The sequence below is a fragment of the Streptomyces sp. 71268 genome, assembly GCF_029392895.1.
Classification (GTDB): Bacteria; Actinomycetota; Actinomycetes; order Streptomycetales; family Streptomycetaceae; genus Streptomyces.
On sequence record NZ_CP114200.1, the window covers coordinates 5,417,022 to 5,433,313 of the forward strand.

The 16,292-nt window shown below is 73.0% G+C and carries 13 protein-coding genes; 5 read left to right on the forward strand and 8 right to left on the reverse strand.

Annotated elements, in window-relative coordinates:
• Window positions 1-15: 15 nt before the first annotated feature.
• A complete protein-coding gene (locus tag OYE22_RS21430; RefSeq protein ID WP_277321921.1) occupies window positions 16-981 on the forward strand; it encodes a hypothetical protein in 966 nt (321 codons plus the stop codon).
• A gap of 182 nt (window positions 982-1,163) precedes the next feature.
• Here OYE22_RS21430 and OYE22_RS21435 read toward each other — a convergent pair whose 3' ends face one another.
• Window positions 1,164-1,349 carry an antitoxin gene (locus OYE22_RS21435; RefSeq protein ID WP_277321922.1) on the reverse strand — a complete coding sequence of 62 codons (186 nt, stop codon included), beginning with the start codon at window positions 1,347-1,349 and terminating at the stop codon, window positions 1,164-1,166.
• 230 nt (window positions 1,350-1,579) lie between these two features.
• Entirely contained in the window at window positions 1,580-2,923 is a 1,344-nt protein-coding gene (locus OYE22_RS21440) for an LCP family protein (protein ID WP_277321923.1), read from the reverse strand.
• Between the two features lie 387 nt (window positions 2,924-3,310).
• Between OYE22_RS21440 and OYE22_RS21445 the strand changes: the two genes are divergently transcribed.
• A complete protein-coding gene (locus tag OYE22_RS21445) occupies window positions 3,311-3,850 on the forward strand; it encodes an acyl-CoA thioesterase (protein WP_277321924.1) in 540 nt (179 codons plus the stop codon).
• Between the two features lie 28 nt (window positions 3,851-3,878).
• Here the strand turns inward: OYE22_RS21445 and OYE22_RS21450 are convergent, their stop codons facing one another.
• Both OYE22_RS21450 and OYE22_RS21455 read right to left on the reverse strand, forming a co-directional pair.
• A complete protein-coding gene (locus OYE22_RS21450; protein WP_277321925.1) occupies window positions 3,879-4,121 on the reverse strand; it encodes a hypothetical protein in 243 nt (80 codons plus the stop codon).
• A gap of 170 nt (window positions 4,122-4,291) precedes the next feature.
• The gene (locus OYE22_RS21455; protein ID WP_277321926.1) at window positions 4,292-5,827 is read right to left on the reverse strand and encodes an LCP family protein; all 1,536 of its coding nucleotides are present in this window, start codon (window positions 5,825-5,827) and stop codon (window positions 4,292-4,294) included.
• Window positions 5,828-6,085: 258 nt separating this feature from the next.
• Here OYE22_RS21455 and OYE22_RS21460 point away from each other — a divergent pair, with 258 nt between their 5' ends.
• Entirely contained in the window at window positions 6,086-7,114 is a 1,029-nt protein-coding gene (locus OYE22_RS21460) for a glycosyltransferase family 2 protein (RefSeq protein ID WP_277321927.1), read from the forward strand.
• A gap of 72 nt (window positions 7,115-7,186) precedes the next feature.
• Here the strand turns inward: OYE22_RS21460 and OYE22_RS21465 are convergent, their stop codons facing one another.
• The 4 genes from OYE22_RS21465 to OYE22_RS21480 all read right to left on the reverse strand — a co-directional run bounded on the left by OYE22_RS21465 (window position 7,187) and on the right by OYE22_RS21480 (window position 13,338).
• Complete coding sequence (locus OYE22_RS21465; RefSeq protein ID WP_277321928.1) at window positions 7,187-9,109, reverse strand: LCP family protein; 1,923 nt, start codon at window positions 9,107-9,109, stop codon at window positions 7,187-7,189.
• Window positions 9,110-9,164: 55 nt separating this feature from the next.
• Window positions 9,165-10,892, reverse strand: coding sequence for an LCP family protein (locus OYE22_RS21470; protein ID WP_277321929.1), 1,728 nt, complete (start codon window positions 10,890-10,892; stop codon window positions 9,165-9,167).
• A 219-nt stretch (window positions 10,893-11,111) separates the two neighbouring features.
• Complete coding sequence (locus tag OYE22_RS21475) at window positions 11,112-12,314, reverse strand: LCP family protein (protein WP_277321930.1); 1,203 nt, start codon at window positions 12,312-12,314, stop codon at window positions 11,112-11,114.
• Between the two features lie 253 nt (window positions 12,315-12,567).
• Window positions 12,568-13,338, reverse strand: a complete 771-nt coding sequence (locus tag OYE22_RS21480; RefSeq protein WP_277321931.1) for a TIGR03089 family protein — start codon at window positions 13,336-13,338, stop codon at window positions 12,568-12,570.
• A 136-nt stretch (window positions 13,339-13,474) separates the two neighbouring features.
• Here OYE22_RS21480 and OYE22_RS21485 point away from each other — a divergent pair, with 136 nt between their 5' ends.
• Both OYE22_RS21485 and OYE22_RS21490 read left to right on the forward strand, forming a co-directional pair.
• Window positions 13,475-15,049, forward strand: a complete 1,575-nt coding sequence (locus OYE22_RS21485; protein WP_277321932.1) for a peptidoglycan recognition protein — start codon at window positions 13,475-13,477, stop codon at window positions 15,047-15,049.
• Between the two features lie 156 nt (window positions 15,050-15,205).
• Complete coding sequence (locus OYE22_RS21490) at window positions 15,206-16,288, forward strand: NDP-sugar synthase (protein WP_277321933.1); 1,083 nt, start codon at window positions 15,206-15,208, stop codon at window positions 16,286-16,288.
• Window positions 16,289-16,292: the final 4 nt, after the last annotated feature.

Sequence of the window (16,292 nt, forward strand, 5' to 3'; positions counted from 1 at the left end):
CCTCGGGGAGCAGCCGTGGGAGACGTCTTCGACAAAGTGACCTGGTGGGGCGATGGCAGTACGTCGGGCCCCGCCGTGATCCAGCCGATGGACACGCCGATCCTCGCCTGGCGCGGCAACCAGAACAGCCGCAACATCACCGTGGCCAACGCGACCGGCCCGCCCGGTCAACTCGCCGGCACCGTACTGCGGAAGACGGTCCTCGCCGACGCCTCGCCGTACGCGCCGGCCCTCGCCGGCGGGCTGTTGGCGGACATCCACGGGCAGATGGCCTGGGTCGACATCAGCGCCGGGCAGCGGCTGCACGTCGCCACGTTGGAGATCGAGACCCGCACCTTCACCTTCACCGGCCGCCTCGCCGGCCGCACCATCGTGAGCGACGGCGTCCTCAGCGGGCGCGGCGCCCCCACGCTGGCGGGCTCCAGCCGGGCGGTCCCGCAGCTCGGCGTGGTGGACCAGCAGGGCAACCAGGTCGTGGCGAACGAGACCAGCCCACTGGTGTTCAGCGCGCTCTCCACGCTGGCCTGGGTCGGGGCGACGCGCGGCCCCGTGCGCCGGTTCAGCCTCAGCGACGTGCCCGGCGGCCGGTTCCTGTGGGCCTGGACCGCGTCGGACGGCTTCCTGCGGTTCGCGTTCACCACCTCGCCGACCCCGAGCGGGGAGACGCCGGCGGTCGTCCGCTCGGCCCAGCAGAGCATCGCCCAGCCGTCGGTCGCCTCGTACCGGGGCGGGGTGCACGTCGGGTGGACCGGCGTGGACGGTACCGGGCTGCTCAACGTCGCCGCCCTCGACCTCGGCCGACTGACGAACGGGGCCGACCCCATCACCTCGGTGAACATCCTCAACGAGCGCGGCATCGGCGCCCCCACGCTGGTGGGCATGGCGCCCACCGCCAACGTCCGCGCGCACCGCCTGGCCGTCTTCTGGGCCGGCACCGACGGACAGGGCACCCTCAACGGGGGCCTCGTCTACCGCGAGTGAGCCCCGCGTACTCCGGCGTACGCACATCCACCCCGGGCGGGCTCCGGCGAGGCCGGCGCCGCCCCAGCGCGGACCGTCCCGACGCCGGTCACGCACCGCTCGCGCGAGACCGGTCCCCGTGGGGAGCGTCCTCGCGGGCCCCGGCGGGGGCCGGTCGATCGCGTGGGGTTGGCGCTTCCGCGTCAGCGGCCGGGGTCGTCCCGGCGCTTGCCCAGTTGGTCGTCGAACTTCTGCTGGGCGGTGTCGATCTTGTCGCGGTGCTTGCCGCCCGTCTTGCGGTCCACGGCGTCACCGGCCTTGTTCATGCCCTTGCGCGCGGTGTCCTCGTGCCCCTTGAGCATGTTCTTCAGCTTGTCGAGCATGGACATGGCGTCCTCCTTGCCGATCCGGCTCTGCTCTTGTCACCAGCATCTCCGAGCCCGGCCGACCCCGCATCCGCACCCGTTCGGCGGCCCGCGGGCCAGCGTCCGGGCCCGCACACGCCGGCGGGCCCCGACACGTACTGTCGGGGCCCGCTCGCTGCCTCATCGTCCTGCCACACCGCCGCCGCCACCGGGCGCCGGCTCACCGTACCGGCGCGGGACTGCTCAGGCGGCGGTCACTTCGCCGAGACGGTGACCTTCTCGTCGTTCTTCAACTGCTCGACCAGCTTCTTGACCTGCGGCATGTCCCAGAGCACCGCCGAGCCCTTGGGGGTGCTGTAGCCGGGGTTGGCGACCGGCATGTTCATCTGCTTGCCGTCGCCGCCCGTGACGCCCTTCATCGCCCAGAACATCGAGCGCAGCTTCCACAGGCTCATGTCCTTGTCCACGATCAGCGAGTCGAGGCCCGCGCTCATCGTCGGGTAGAGCCGGAACGGGTTCATGATGGTGCCCGGCGTGGCGGCCTGGGAGGCCAGCGTGGACAGGAACTTCTGCTGGTTCTTCGTACGCTCCAGGTCGCTGCCCGCCTCGTACCGGTTGCGGACGAAGGCGAGCGCGTCCTTGCCGTCCAGCGTCTGCTTGCCCTTCTTGAAGTCGGCGCCGGACTTCTTGTCCTTGATGTCGCGCGGGATGTCCATCTCGACGCCGCCGACCGCGTCCACGATCTTCGCGAAGCCGCCGAAGCCGATCTCCGCGTAGTGGTCGATCTTGAGGCCGGTGTTGTACTCGATCGTCCGGACCAGCAGCTCCGGGCCCTGGATGGAGAACGCGGCGTTGAGCTTCTGCTGCTGCTGCGGGATGCGCTTGCCGGACTCGGAGCCGGTGAACGCGGGGATCGTCACCCAGGAGTCGCGCGGGAGGCTGACCATGGTGTTCCCGTTGTCCCCGACGTGCAGGATCATCATCGAGTCCGTGCGCTTGCCGTCGGCCGAGCCGGTGTGCAGGTCCTTCTTCTCCTCGTCGGACATGCCCTCGCGGCTGTCGGAACCCACGATCAGGTAGTTGGTGCCGCTGCCGCCGCTCGGCCGGTCCTCCACGGCGCCCAGGTCGACCTCGCGCTTGAGCTTGGAGTCGGCCCAGAAGTACGTGCCGACGGAGACGACCAGGAGGAACGCGAAGACGCTGACCAGGCCGATCGTGATCCGCTTGCGCCAGTTCGGGCGCGCGGGCGGCGGCCCGGGCGGGGCGCCGTGCGGCGGCTGGCCGCCACCCGGGTCGCGGGGGAGGGGACCGCGGCCGGCGCCGTAGACCTGACCGGTGTTGTACCCGTCGTCATAGCCGTCGCCGGCGTGCGCGCCGTCGTAACCAGGGGGCTGCTGCTGGGGCGGGACCGCGCCGCGCGGCGACATCCCGGGCGGCAGCGGCGGCTCGCCGTGCGGGCCGCGGGACGCGGGGTCGCGGCGGACGTGCGGCATCGAACGTGCGATGTCGGGCGCGGGGCCGCGACCGGCACCGCGACCGGCGCCGCCGCCGCGCCCCCGGTCGCCGTCGCCATTCCACCCCTCGGGCCAATTGCTCATAGCCGAAGTTTGCCCGCTCACACCAGCGCCCTCACAGGGCGGGTGCGGTCTTGGGGCGGTGCTGTTGCAGAGCTGATGCATTACGGGGCGCGTGAACGGCGGTCTCGACCCTTCAGGCCCGGGCCGTGGAGGCGGCGATACCGGGCAGTCCGCCCACGGGCCCGCGCCGGGGGTCGCCCAGCGTGCCGACATCGCGTACGGACCGTGTCGGGCGGTGGGCGGGCGGTGTGCCGGTGAGCCCGGGCCGGCCGGCGCCAGGTCGCCCCGTACGCTCGATCGCGCCCGCGACACCCGGGCTGACCAGCGTAGATGTACGGCGAGCAACGACAGGGCGGCGTCGACGGCGTCCGAACATGATGTCGGGGCCGTCCGCTTATGGTGGAGGGCATGACTGATCAGGGCCCTACGGCGGCCGGGGACGATCTTCCCGGCAAGCCGACCTCGGCGTCGCGCACGACGCTGTCGCACATCATGACGGCGGCGGACACGAACCTCCTCGGGACCGTCCACGGCGGCGTGATCATGAAACTGGTCGATGACGCGGCCGGAGCGGTCGCCGGCCGGCACTCGGGCGGGCCCGCCGTCACGGCGTCCATGGACGAGATGGCGTTCCTCTCGCCGGTGCGCGTCGGCGACCTCGTCCACGTGCACGCGCAGTGCAACTGGACCGGCCGCACCTCCATGGAGATCGGCGTGCGCGTCATGGCCGAGCGGTGGAACGAGTCGACCCCCGCCACCCAGGTCGGCAGCGCCTACCTGGTGTTCGCCGCCGTCGACGCGGACGGCATGCCGCGCAGCGTGCCGCCGGTCATCCCCGACTCGGAGCGCGACGCGCGTCGCTTCCAGGAGGCGCAGATCCGGCGCACGCACCGGCTCGCCAGGCGCCGAGCCATCCGGGAACTGCGCGAGCAGCGCCCGGACGAGTGACCCGGCCTCCCCGGCACACGAACCGGGCTCAGCGAGGCACCGGCGTCGTCGTGGTGCGCCCCGGCTGCCTGCCGTCCGGGGCGTAGTCGCAGTCGAGGCTGGACATCTCGCGGTCGCCGTCCTCCGAGTCGATGATGACCACGCCCGTGCAGGCCCGGCCGTGTTCGTCGGTCCACGTGACGAGTTCGCTGCGGTCCGACTGCGTGCAGCCCACGAGCAGCGCGCCCACGGCCGTCGCCGCGGCCGCCGTGACGAGTCTTCGTGCCCTCATGTCCTTCTCCCCCCGCCGCCCCGTGCCGGGGCGGGACGTCGCGGCGCACCCCCGTGCGCCGACCCCACCCGTCATCATGCGACTGGTTGGCCGCCGGACACAGAGGGCGGACGAAGCCGGTCGAGGACGTCGGGCGGACAGGAGCGGGGCGGCACCGGCCGACGGCGCCGCTACGAGCAGTTGACCTCGTCGCCCTTCACCGCCGACCCGGCGACCGGGGTCGGGTGCTCCGGGCGTACCGGGCGCACCCCCCGGTGCTCGGTGCCGAGCGTGACCCGCAGCACCGGGCCCTGGCCGCGCACCGGGCGGAGCGTGGCGCCGGGCAGGGCCGTGGCCAGGGAGCGGGCCGAGTCCCGCCAGCGTGGGTCGTGCGCGATCACGGTGTGCGGGGCGCCGCGCTCGCGCGCGTTGCTGGCCACGCCGGTGGTGGCGAACCCGGTCGCGCGCAGGGCGCGGTCGGTCCTGGCGCCGAGCCCGGTGCGGTCGGTGCCGTTGACGACCTGGACCCGGATCTGCGCCGGGTCGATCTCGACCGCGGTGGCCCGGGGCCGGCGCGGCCGCTGCGGGGCCAGCGGGCGGTCCTCGCGGATGGCCTCGAAGAGCTTGTCGGCCCGCGCCTCGTTCCACCGTACGGTCGAGCCGACGCCCGGCACCGAGTAGCTCACGTCCCCGACGGGCACCGAGGCGAACTCCGACGAGGCGGGCGAGAAGCCCCGCATGGCCTTGCCCAGCTTGAGGAGTTCGGCGCTGCCCAACTGCCGGTCGGCGCGTACCGAGCCGAGCACCGACGAGGCCACCTTCGCGAACTTGACCGGGTTGAGCAGCACCCCGCTGGTGGTCGCCTTGTCGATGAGGGCGGCCAGGAACCGCTGCTGACGCTGCATCCGGCCGAGGTCGGCGGCGCCGTCGACGTGCCGCGACCGTACGTACTGCAGGGCCTCGCCGCCGACCAGCGTGTGCCGCCCGGCGGCCAGGTCGAGCCCGGTGTACCGGTCCCTCAGCGGCCGTACGGTGCACACCTCGACGCCGCCGACCACGTCCACGGTCCGCATGAAGCTGGCGAAGTCGACCTCCAGGTAGTGGTCGATGTGCACGCCCGTCATGTGCTCGACGGTGCGCACGGTCAGGCTCGGCCCGCCCTCCGCGTACGCTGCGTTGATCTTCTGCGGGTGGGTGCGGCGCACGGTGCCGGTGGCCGGGTCGGTGTACGCGGGGATCTCGGCGTACGAGTCGCGCGGCAGGCTGACCACGCTGGCGCGGTCGTGGTCGTCCGAGAGGTGGACGAGCATCAGGGTGTCGGCGCAGTTGCAGGGGGCGCCGCCGAGCCGGTACTTGGCCTTCTCCTCGGGCGTGATCGCCTCGCGCCGGTCGACGCCGGCGACCAGGAAGTTCGTCCCGTCGCCGGCGGCGGGGCGGTGGTCGAGGGAGCCGAACGCGTCGACCCGGTCGATGCCGTTCTCCAGGCCGGAGACCATCGCGTGCCCGGCCCCGCCGGCGATCAGCACCGTCACCGCGGCGGACACGGACAGCCGCCGCCCCCAGCGAGGCCGGTCGCCGCGCCCCGGCCTGGTCCGAGCCGCCGCGGCGGGCGGGGCGGCGGCGGGGCCGCGTGGGATACGGGGCCGGCGCGGTGGGGGCGGGTGCGGGGTGCGGGCCGGTTGGGTCACTGGGGGAGACCTCCGCGACGGGCTGGGGCGGGCGGGCACGCAGGATGGGCGGGGCGCCCGGCGCAGCGTGGGTGAAGCAGGGCGAAACAGCGCAGAATTGGACGAAGGGTGGCGAGCTGTAATGAAGCCGGTCGAAGTGAACATCGTAAGTCCATATGATGAGCGCCACAGCTCCCCACGCCGGGCGTCGCGCCGGCGGCCACCCGCCCGGTGCGCCTCCGCATCCCCCATTAGCGGTAACGTGGCCCGTACTACCCGCAGTCACCTGGGCGGCGACCCCTGTACCCCCGAGGGAAGATGTCTGAGTCACAGCCTCCGGCCGTATCCGTGATCATGCCGGTGCTCAACGAGGAGCGTCACCTGCGCAATTCCGTCCGGCACATCCTGGAACAGGAGTACGCCGGCGAGCTGGAGGTGGTGATCGCCCTCGGCCCCTCGACGGACCGTACGGACGAGATCGCCGCCGAGCTGGTGCGCGAGGACCCTCGGGTGCACACGGTGCCCAACCCCACGGGACGCACGCCCGCCGCGCTGAACGCGGCGATCAAGGCGTCGCGCCACCCGGTGGTGGTGCGCGTCGACGGCCACGGCATGCTCTCCGCGAACTACATCGCCACCGCGGTGCGACTCCTTGAGGAGACCGGCGCGCAGAACGTGGGCGGCATCATGCACGCCGAGGGGGAGAACGACTGGGAGCACGCCGTCGCCGCCGCCATGACCTCCAAGATCGGCGTGGGCAACGCGGCCTTCCACACCGGCGGCGACGCGGCCCCGGCCGAGACCGTCTACCTGGGCGTCTTCCGCCGCGAGGCGTTGGAGCAACAGGGCGGCTACAACGAGGAGTTCATCCGCGCCCAGGACTGGGAGCTGAACTTCCGCATCCGCGAGGCGGGCGGCCTGATCTGGTTCTCGCCCGAGCTGAAGGTCTCCTACCGGCCGCGGCCGAGCATGCGCGCGCTGGCCAAGCAGTACAAGGACTACGGCCGCTGGCGGCACGTGGTCGCCCGCTACCACCAGGGCTCGATCAACCTGCGCTACCTCGCCCCGCCCACCGCCGTGGTGGCCATCGCGGCGGGCCTGGTCGTCGGCGTCGCGCTCACCCCGTGGGGCCTGGTCGTCCCCGGTGGCTACCTCGCGGCGATCGTCGCCGGCTCCGTCCCGGCGGGCAGGGGGCTGCCGGTCGGCGCCCGGCTGCGGATTCCGCTCGCCCTCGCCACCATGCACCTCTCCTGGGGCTGGGGCTTCCTGACCAGCCCCCGGGCGCTGGCGAAGAAGGTCATCGCCAGCCGCCGCCCCGCCGTCGTCGCCAGCGGCTCGGGCGTCTGAGCCAGGCCGCGAACACCGCCGTACGACGCCGACGGCCGGGCCGCCCGCCGTGGCGGCCCGGCCCGGCCGGGGCTAGAACGTGTAGACCGGGTTCACCTTCATGCACGCCGTCTTGTCGTCGCCGTTGAGCGCGTCCGCGCTGTCCGGGGCCTTGGTGTCCTGGTCCCGCTCCTCGCTCCCGGCGCCGTCGCCACTGCCCGCGTCCCCGCCGTCGGCCGGCTTCGGGTAGCTGGTGCCCTCCCGCCAGTCCGCGCCGACGACCACCGTCACCTGCGGCAGCCCTGAGCCGAGCTGGACGGCGCTCTTGGGCAGGCCGAGCGATTCCGCGACGGCCAGCGCGTTGGCGCGCTGCTCCTCGGTCGCGTACGTGACCGTCGTCGTCGCCTGCGGCTTGGGCGTCGGGTCCGCGATGGCCTGGTTGAAGCCGTTCGCGATCAGCGCGTCCGCGATGGCCGAAGCGCGCTGCGGCACCGGGGCCAGCGAGGGGGAGCCGGTGCCGTTCTGGACGGCGACGGCGATCTCGCCCTTGGGCGCGGCCGGCACCGTGGGCTCGGCGGTCTTCTTCGGCGGGAGCTTCTTCTTGTCCTTGCCGTCGAGCGCGATGTCGTTGCGGATCAGCTCGAACAGCTTGTCCGCGTCGCCCGGCTTGGGCACGACGTGTGCCTTGCTCCGCGGGTCCGGAATCCACGGCATCGTCGTCATGGTGATCCGCTTGGTGGGCACCCGCTTGAGGTCGTTGCCCAGGTCGTAGAGCTTCTTGACGGTGCCGAGCCCCGGGTCCACCTTGAGCGCCTTGGTCGCCGCCTCGGCCAGGTCCATCAGCTTGCCCGGGTCGGACAGCTTGGTGCCGGACTTGAGCTGGCGGACCATCGCGTTCATGTACATGTGCTGGGCCTTGGCCCGGCCGATGTCGCTGCCGTCCTCGAAGCCGTGCCGGGTGCGCAGCCACTGCAGGGCCTGCTGGCCCTTGATGTCGTGCTCGCCCTTCTCCAGGTGCAGCCCCGAGTCGGGGTCCTTGACGTTGTTGTCCACGCAGACCGGCACGCCGCCGACGGCGTCGGCCATGTCCACCACGCCCGCGAAGTCGATCATCATGAAGTGGTCGATCGGGACCCCGGCCAGCCCCTCCCAGGTGGCGACCGTGCAGCCGGGGCCGCCGTTCTGCAGGCTGGAGTTGATGATGTTGCGATCGGACTCCGGGTAGACCGTGCCGTCGTCGTCGATGCACTTGGGTATGGTCACCCGGGTGTCGCGCGGGATGCTCACCACCGACATGTTGCTGCGGTCGGCGGAGACGTGCACCAGCATCTGCACGTCGGCCAGCGGCTTGCGGTCGGCGTCCGCGCGCGAGCCGCCGAGCTTGATGTTCTCCTCGGTGTTCCGGCTGTCGGAGCCGAGCAGCAGGATGTTCAGCGGGGTCTGGCCGTCCGCGTTGGGCGTGCTGCGGTCCAGCCGGTTCTCGCCGAGGTTGAGGGTGTCCTTCTCTATGTTGCCGTTGAGGTGCTGGTAGTAGAGGTAGCCGGCGCCGGCCGTGCCGAGGATGACGAACGCCAGCCCGCCCGCCGACCACAGCAGCACGCGCCGCCCCTTGCCCCGCTCCCGGTTCCGCCGCCGACTGCCCGCGCGCCGCGCGCCGCCGCCCCGGGGCGCCGGTACGCCACCGCCACCATGGCCGCCGCCGCGCTCCCCGTCGTCACCGCCGCCGGGCGCGGCCGGCGGCGCGGCCGGCCCACGGGCGCGCCGCCCCCCGGCGCGCGAGCCCGCGCCGGACCTCGCCGCACCGGACCCCGCCGTGCTGGACCTCGCCGCACCGGGGCCCGCCGCGCCGCCCTCGCCCGGGCGCGCGCCCGGCAGGTCCGCGCCGGCCCGGCCGGAGGCGGCCCGGGGTTCGGCCTTCTCGGCGTCGCCCTCGTACAGGCTGTCGTCCCAGCCGAGTTCGCGGGCCTCCGGAACGCGCCGTCTCGATCGCCCCCCTCGCGTGCCGTTGTGCCGCATCCGGCCTCCCCTACTCGGTCGTGCTGCCGGCCTGATGGGGCGGGCGAATCGCAGGTTACTTCGCGCAGACGTTCTTATCGTCCGCCCCTATGCGCTGGACACCCTCCGGTGCCTTGCGCGGGGCGGTGATCGGAACGCCCTTGCCCTTGTAGTCCTCGCCCAGTGTCAACGTCATCTCCGCCATGGGGTCGGCCTCCACCGTGCCCGGCTTGAGCGCGGACCCCGGCAGACCCATGCTGTCGGCGAGCCGTCGGGCCTGGTCGGCCTGGTTGGGCGCGTACTCCAAGGTGGTCTTCTTGATGTCCGACGGCGCGTTCTGGCCGTTGGTGCTGTGAATTATCCCCTCTTCGTTCTGCATCCAGGTCACCGTCTCCTGTGCCGCCCCCAGCTTGCCGCTGCCGTTCAGCACCTTCACCCGAACGTTCGCGGGATCGGCCTTGGTTCCCTTCAGCCGGGCGGCCTCCTTGCTCTTGGCGGCCTTTTCCTTCTTCTTGACCTCGGTCAGCGACACGTCCTGGCGGACCATGGCGAACAGCGGCTCCGCCTTGGGTTTGTCCAACAGCACGGTCACCTGATCGGTGTTGTCGAAGACCGGCACTGTCGCGAAGGTGATGTTCTTGATGTCGACCTTGCTCAGGTCCTTACCGAGATCCATCAGCTTTTTTACGCTCCCAATGCCCGTGTCGACGGTGAGGGCGTCGGTGGCGGCATTGCTGAGCTTCCACATCTTCTTCGGGTTGGAGAAGGTGCCGCCCGACTTCATCTCGCGGATCATCGAACTCAGGAACTGCTGCTGGAGCTTGATGCGGTCCAGGTCGCTCTCGAAGCCGACGCCGTGCCGGGTCCGGACGAAGGCGAGCGCGTCCTCGCCCTGGATCTTGTGCCGTCCCGCGCTCAGCTTCAGCTTCGACTTCGGGTCGTCGATGTCGCGGGCCAGACACACCTCGACGCCGCCCACCGCCGACGACAGCGTCTTGACCGCGTTGAAGTCGGCCATCATGAAGTGGTCCACCTCGAGGCCGGTCAGCTTCTCGACGGTGTTCCAGGTGCAGCCGGGGTCGCGCCCGTCCTGGCCGAGGCTGGCGTTGAACCGCACCTGACGCTCGCCGGGGATGGTCTTGCGGGAGCCGTCCTCCTGTTTGACGGTGCAGTCCGGGACGTCGGTGATCAGGTCGCGCGGAATGCTCAGCGCGGTGGCGTTCGAACGGTCCTCGGAGACGTGGAAGAGGATCGTGGTGTCCGCGTGGCCCACGCTGTCCTTGTCGCCGTAGTTCCCGTTGCCCTTGCCGGAGCGCGTGTCGGTGCCGATCACCAATATGTTGACCGGCCCGTCGATGACGGCGGGGTTGTTCTCGCCGACGTCGACCTTCTTGATGTTGCCGTTGAGGTGCTGGTAGACGAAGTACGCCGCGGCCGAGCCGCCCACCAGCAGGAACGCCATCGTCCCGCCGCCCCAGAGCAGGACCTTCTTGGTCTTGGACTTCTTCGGCTTGGGCTTGCGGCGGCTGACGGGCCCCGACTGCTGCGGCACGCCACCGGCCGCGCCCTTGGCATCCCGGCCGCCGCGCGGCGCGGCGCGGCGCCCGCGCTGCTCGGGGACGGCGCGACGACGGGCGGCCTCCCTGGCCGCGGCCCTGCCGCCGGGTGCGGGTGCGGACGCGGGCGGCTCCGAGGTGTCCGCGGTGGTGTCCAGCCGCAGCTCGTAGCTGCCGGTGCTCGGATTGAATACCCACTGGTCAGCGGGGTCGAAATCGCCCGCCTGCCCATGGCCTTGCGCGTCCACGGTCGTCTGTGTCCTCCGTCGGTGCCACGCAGCGCCTCCCCCTCGGCGCGCGGTCAATCGTCTGCTGCAGGGCGCGGAAAAGCCTGGTCCAGCGCTCCGGATCGCTCACACTATCCGCCAACTTCATTCGGCAGCGACGCCGGTGTCCGTTCGCGCGTTCCTACAACTGGGCAATTTGCCCAATCCATTCGGCGCCGTGACACGGTCCGGCGGAGTTTTTCACCTTCTCTTCTCACACAGCCCACGTGCGGTCGGCGAGGGTCCGGGGGAGGCGGCGCCGGGCGGTGTCCCGCCGGGCACACTGTCGGTTTTGTCGGCCTTCGTGCCGTTCTTCCCGCCGGCGTTGTCGGCCGCTTCGACCGTGCTTCGCCGGGGTGTCACCGGACGGTCTTCTCGTAGTTGGGCAAAGAGCCGGTCGGCGTCCGGCTGTACGAGTTCGTCGCGCGCGGCGTTGTGCCGGAAGGCGCGGCGCGGCACGGTGAGGAAATCCACCTTGTCCGACGGAATGTCCCTTACACCGCGCACCAGGTTGTACAGATCTCGCAACGAGTCCAGGCCGGGGTCCGTGGTCAGGGCGGAGGTGGCCGCGTCGAGGACCGGGTACAGCTTCGTCGGGTTGAGCAACACCCCGCTGCCCTGCACCTTGCGTACCAGGGAACTCATGAACGCCTGCTGGCGCGCGATCCGCTGGGTGTCGCTGCCGTTGCCGAGCGTGTAGCGGGCCCGTACGAAGCCGAGCGCCTGTTCGCCATCCAGCATCTGGCGTCCGGCCGGCAGGTCCACCCGCGCCTTCGCGTCCCGCATCGGCGCCGCGAGGCACACCTGGACCCCGCCCACCGCGTCGACCAGCCGCTTGAAGCCCTCGAAGTCCACGATCATGTGGTGGTCGATCCGCACGCCGGTGAGCTGCTCGACGGTACGGATCGTGCAGGCCGCCCCCGCCTTCTCGAACGCGTAGTTGAACTGCCCGAACGTCGCCCGTTGCCGCTTGCCGCCGGGCCGCTCGCAGTGCGGGATGCGCACCATCAGGTCGCGCGGGATGCTCACCGCGGTGGCGCGGTCCCGGGCGCGGGACAGGTGCAGCACGATCGCGGTGTCCGAGCGCTGGGTGCCCCGGTCGCGGCCGTACCTGCCGTTGGGTCCGCCGCGGTCGTCGCTGCCGATGAGCAGGATGTTCTGGGCGCCCTTGACCAGCACCGTCGGCCGCTCGGCCTCGTACTTGCGCAGCAGCTCCGCCGTGTCGCGGTCGGTGGTGATGTTGCCGTTGAGGCGCTCGTACAGCATCCAACCCGCGCCGGCCACGAGCAGCACCAGGACGGAGGCGGTCACCGCCGTCCAGCGCAGCCAACGGCGCTGGCGCGGCGCCGGCGGGCCGGACGGCGGTGGCTCGTCTGCTTCCGGGTCGGTGGGGCGCTCGCTCACGTCGGGGTCCTTCCCCCGCGGGCCTTGGCCCCCGCGGAGTCCGCGGCGCGTGGGGCGACCGGTCACTGGAGCGAACGCGTCGGCCCCGCGCGTGGTGGTGCGTCACGACGATCATCGCCCCCACGGCCCGCCCCGGCCTGCGGTCCGGCCCCACGGTGCGCCGGACGGGCTACCCGGAGCGCCCCGACGGCGGGACCGGGGGCCCCGCCGCCCACTCGGGCCGGCGGCCCCGCCGCGCGCCCGGACCGGCGGCTCAGCTCGCCGGCGCGGTGGCCATCGCCGTGACGCGCTCGGACGCCCGGCGCTGGTCGACCTCGGCGGGGCTGAGCCGGTCCAGGTTGCGGCACAGCACCACGGAGCCGCCCGCGGCCAGCGGCGCCAGCAGCCCGGCGGACAGGCCGTCCCAGGTGTCGTACGGCAGGCTCGACAGCAGGCGCGCGCCGGGTTCCAGGCCGCGCCGCGCGGCGTCGGCCCGGGCCCGCTCGACGACCTCGACCCCGGACAGCGCGGGGCCGTCGGCGCCCACCGTGAGCGCCGGGGCCGTCGGGTCCACCGGGGCGAAGGGGGCGAACCGGTCGCCCTGCGCCGGCACTTCCACCGCGTAGTCGATGAACCCCTGCGGCACCTGCGGGAAGCGCGCGCCCAGCGGGCGCAGGCTCAGCGCGACGCGCTCCCCGGAGCAGGCGCGCGCCGCGTCCAGCGTCTCCGGGCCGCTGACCACCAGGTCGGCGGCGGCCGGGTCGCCCCCGACCTCGGCCACCACTCCGGTGGAGGAGCAGGCCAGCAGCCACACCGCGCTCTGCCAGTGCGCGGGCAGCAGCAGCGCGAGCCGGTCGCCGGGCTCGGCGCCGAGGTCGCCCTGGAGCAGGTTGGCGGTCTTCGCCACCCAATTGGCGAAGGTGGCCACGGACAGTTCGACGCGCTCGCCCGTGGCGTCGTCGTAGAAGGTCACGAGGGGGCGCGCCGGGTCCGCGGCGAGTGCGGATTGCAGCAGGTCGGCGGGGGTGCGATCGGTGGCGTTCATCGCCGCAAGGGTACGCGCCGGGCGGGCTGGCGGGCAGTCAACCCGGGGCGGTGCCAGGGGCGGTGGCGGGCGTTCCCGACTACCGACCGTCATCTTTCGAATAGACAGATATGTCCGAGATGTCCAGCATTTCGGTATGCGTGCAACCCTAGCTTCCGCGGTCGGCGTCGCGTGCACGGCCGCCCTGGCCCTCCCGCTGACCCCCGGCCAGGGGGCCATAGCCGCCCCCCACACCGCCGCGCCCCACGCCGCGCCCGCCAGCGCGGCACTGCCCGGCAGCACCCAGTCGCTGCCGCTGTCCCCGCTGGCTCGGCCGGCGTCGAGCCCCGAACGCGCCAACGTGGAGCCCGAGTACGGCATCACGGCCCGGAAGGTGCGGCCCTTCTCCCTCGTCGGCGTCGTCTGGGACGACGCGCGGGCCGACCTGCACGGCCAGGTGCAGGTGCGCACCCGGGCCGCCGGCACCGACCGCTGGTCGGGCTGGCAGGACGTCGAGACGCACGGCGACGACGCCCCCGACCTCGACGCGGCCGACCGGCGCGCCGGTCGGGTGCGCGGCGCCACCGCCCCGCTGTGGGTCGGCGACTCGGACGGCGTGCAGCTCCGGGTCCGGCCGCACGCGCGGCCCGCGCCCGACCGCCCGCTCGCGCCGACCGACCGACACGCCGCCGGGCCGCTGCCCAGCGGCCTGCGCCTGGAACTGGTGCACCCCGGCGACCCGCGGCCGGCGGCCACGGCCCAGACCGCGGGCCCGGCCGACCCCGCCACCAAGGCCGGCCCCGCCGACGGCCCCGCGGCCCAGCACAGTGACCAGCACGGCGATCAGCACAGCGACCAACACGGTGACCGGAACGGCGACCAGCTCAGCGACCAGTACGGTGACCAGAACGGCGACGCGGCCGACCCCGCCGAGCCGCAGGCGCCCGACCAGCAGCCCGACCAGCCCGGGCAACAGCCGGACCAGCCCGACCAGCCCGACCAGTCCACGGCCGAGGCGACGACCGACAACCTGGTGCTCGACCAGACCCGCAGCGCCGCCGCCGACCTCGTCCTCCCGGCCGAGACCGACGAGCAGGCGGAGGCCCAGCGCGACGGGAAGCGCCGGTACCTCGCCCCACGGCCCCGCATCATCCTGCGCAAGGGCTGGAGCGCGGACGAGCGGCTGCGCGAACGACAGCTCGGCTACACCAGGACCGTCAAGGCCGCCTTCGTGCACCACAGCGCCACGGGCAACAACTACCGCTGCGCCCAGGCGCCCTCGGTCATCCGCAGCATCTACCGCTACCACGTCAAGAGCAGCGGTTGGCGGGACCTGGGCTACAACTTCCTCGTCGACAAGTGCGGCAACATCTACGAGGGCCGCGCCGGCGGCCCCGGCAAGCCGGTGCTCGGCGCCCACACCCTCGGCTTCAACTCCAACAGCACCGGCATCGCCGTCCTGGGCACCTACTCCCGCTCCACGCCCCCGAAAGCGGCGGTACGCGCCGTGGCCAAGCTCACCGCGTGGAAGCTCGGCCTGCACGGCCGCAACCCGGCCGGCAGCACCTACCTGGTCTCCGGCGGCAGCAACAAGTACCGCAAGGGCGTCACCGTGCGGCTCAAGGTGATCTCCGGGCACCGGGACGGCTTCACCACCGACTGCCCGGGAACGCAGCTCTACCGCCAGCTCGGAGCGGCCCGCTACGTCGCGGCCAGGCTCCAGGGGCGCTGACGCCCCCGGTGCCGCCCACCCCGAGCCGTCTCGGCTGACCGGCGCGAACCGGGCCGCGACCTCTGCATACACTGGCCGCCGACCTCCCCCGGGCCCACCGGCCCGGGGGCGAGCCAGCCCGCAGCGAAGCGCCCCGCAGGAAGCAGAGACGACCAGGTGACAGAAGCGATCCTCCTCGTCGGCGGCAAGGGCACTCGGCTGCGCCCGCTGACCGTCCACACGCCCAAGCCCATGGTCCCGGCGGCGGGCGTGCCCTTCCTCGCGCACCAGCTGGCCCGCGCCCGCGCCGCGGGCGTCGAGCACGTCGTACTCGCGACGTCCTACCTCGCCGAGGTCTTCGAGCCCTACTTCGGCGACGGCTCACAGCTGGGGCTGCACCTGGAGTACGTGACCGAGCGGGAGCCGCTCGGCACCGGCGGCGCCATCCGCAACGTGGCCTCGCGGCTGCGTTCAGGGCCGAACGACCCGGTGCTGATCTTCAACGGCGACATCCTCACCGGGCTCGACATCAACTCCCTGGTCGAGACCCACCAGCGCACCGGCGCCGACGTCTCGCTGCACCTGACCCGGGTCAGCGACCCGCGCGCGTACGGCCTGGTGCCCACCGACGCGACCGGGCGGGTCACGGCCTTCCTGGAGAAGCCGCAGACCCCCGAGGAGATCGTCACCGACCAGATCAACGCGGGCGCCTACGTCTTCAACCGCTCGGTGATCGACTCCATACCCGCCGGCCGGCCCGTCTCCGTGGAGCGCGAGACCTTCCCCGGGCTGCTGGCCGCCGGCGCGCACCTCCAGGGCCTGGTGGACTCCACGTACTGGCTCGACCTCGGCACCCCGCAGGCGTTCGTCCGCGGCTCGGCCGACCTCGTGCTCGGCCGCGCCCCCTCGCCGGCCCTGCCCGGGCGCCGCGGGGACCGGCTGGTGCTCGCGGGGGCGCAGGTCGCCGAGGACGCGAAGCTGACCGGCGGGACCGTGATCGGCGCCGACGCCCGGATCGGCGCGGGCGCCCGGGTCGAGGGCAGCACCGTGCTCGCCGGCGCGGTCGTCGGCGAGGGCGCGCGGGTGCGCGACTCGCTGATCGGCGCGGGCGCCCGGATCGGGGCCCGCACCATCCTGGACGGCGCGGTCATCGGCGACGGCGCCTCGGTGGGCGCCGACAACGAACTGCGCGACGGCATGCGGGTCTGGTGCGACGTGGCCATCCCCACCGGCGCGGTGCGCTTCTCCTCCGACCAGTAGCCGG

Coding starts and splice junctions, on each gene's coding strand:
- OYE22_RS21440 (WP_277321923.1), bottom strand. CDS start 2,923: ATGAGCAATTGGCCCGAGGGGTGGAATGGCGACGGCGACCGGGGGCGC.
- OYE22_RS21480 (WP_277321931.1), bottom strand. CDS start 13,338: ATGAACGCCACCGATCGCACCCCCGCCGACCTGCTGCAATCCGCACTC.
- OYE22_RS21485 (WP_277321932.1), top strand. CDS start 13,475: ATGCGTGCAACCCTAGCTTCCGCGGTCGGCGTCGCGTGCACGGCCGCC.
- OYE22_RS21450 (WP_277321925.1), bottom strand. CDS start 4,121: ATGAGGGCACGAAGACTCGTCACGGCGGCCGCGGCGACGGCCGTGGGC.
- OYE22_RS21435 (WP_277321922.1), bottom strand. CDS start 1,349: ATGTCCATGCTCGACAAGCTGAAGAACATGCTCAAGGGGCACGAGGAC.
- OYE22_RS21460 (WP_277321927.1), top strand. CDS start 6,086: ATGTCTGAGTCACAGCCTCCGGCCGTATCCGTGATCATGCCGGTGCTC.
- OYE22_RS21445 (WP_277321924.1), top strand. CDS start 3,311: ATGACTGATCAGGGCCCTACGGCGGCCGGGGACGATCTTCCCGGCAAG.
- OYE22_RS21465 (WP_277321928.1), bottom strand. CDS start 9,109: ATGCGGCACAACGGCACGCGAGGGGGGCGATCGAGACGGCGCGTTCCG.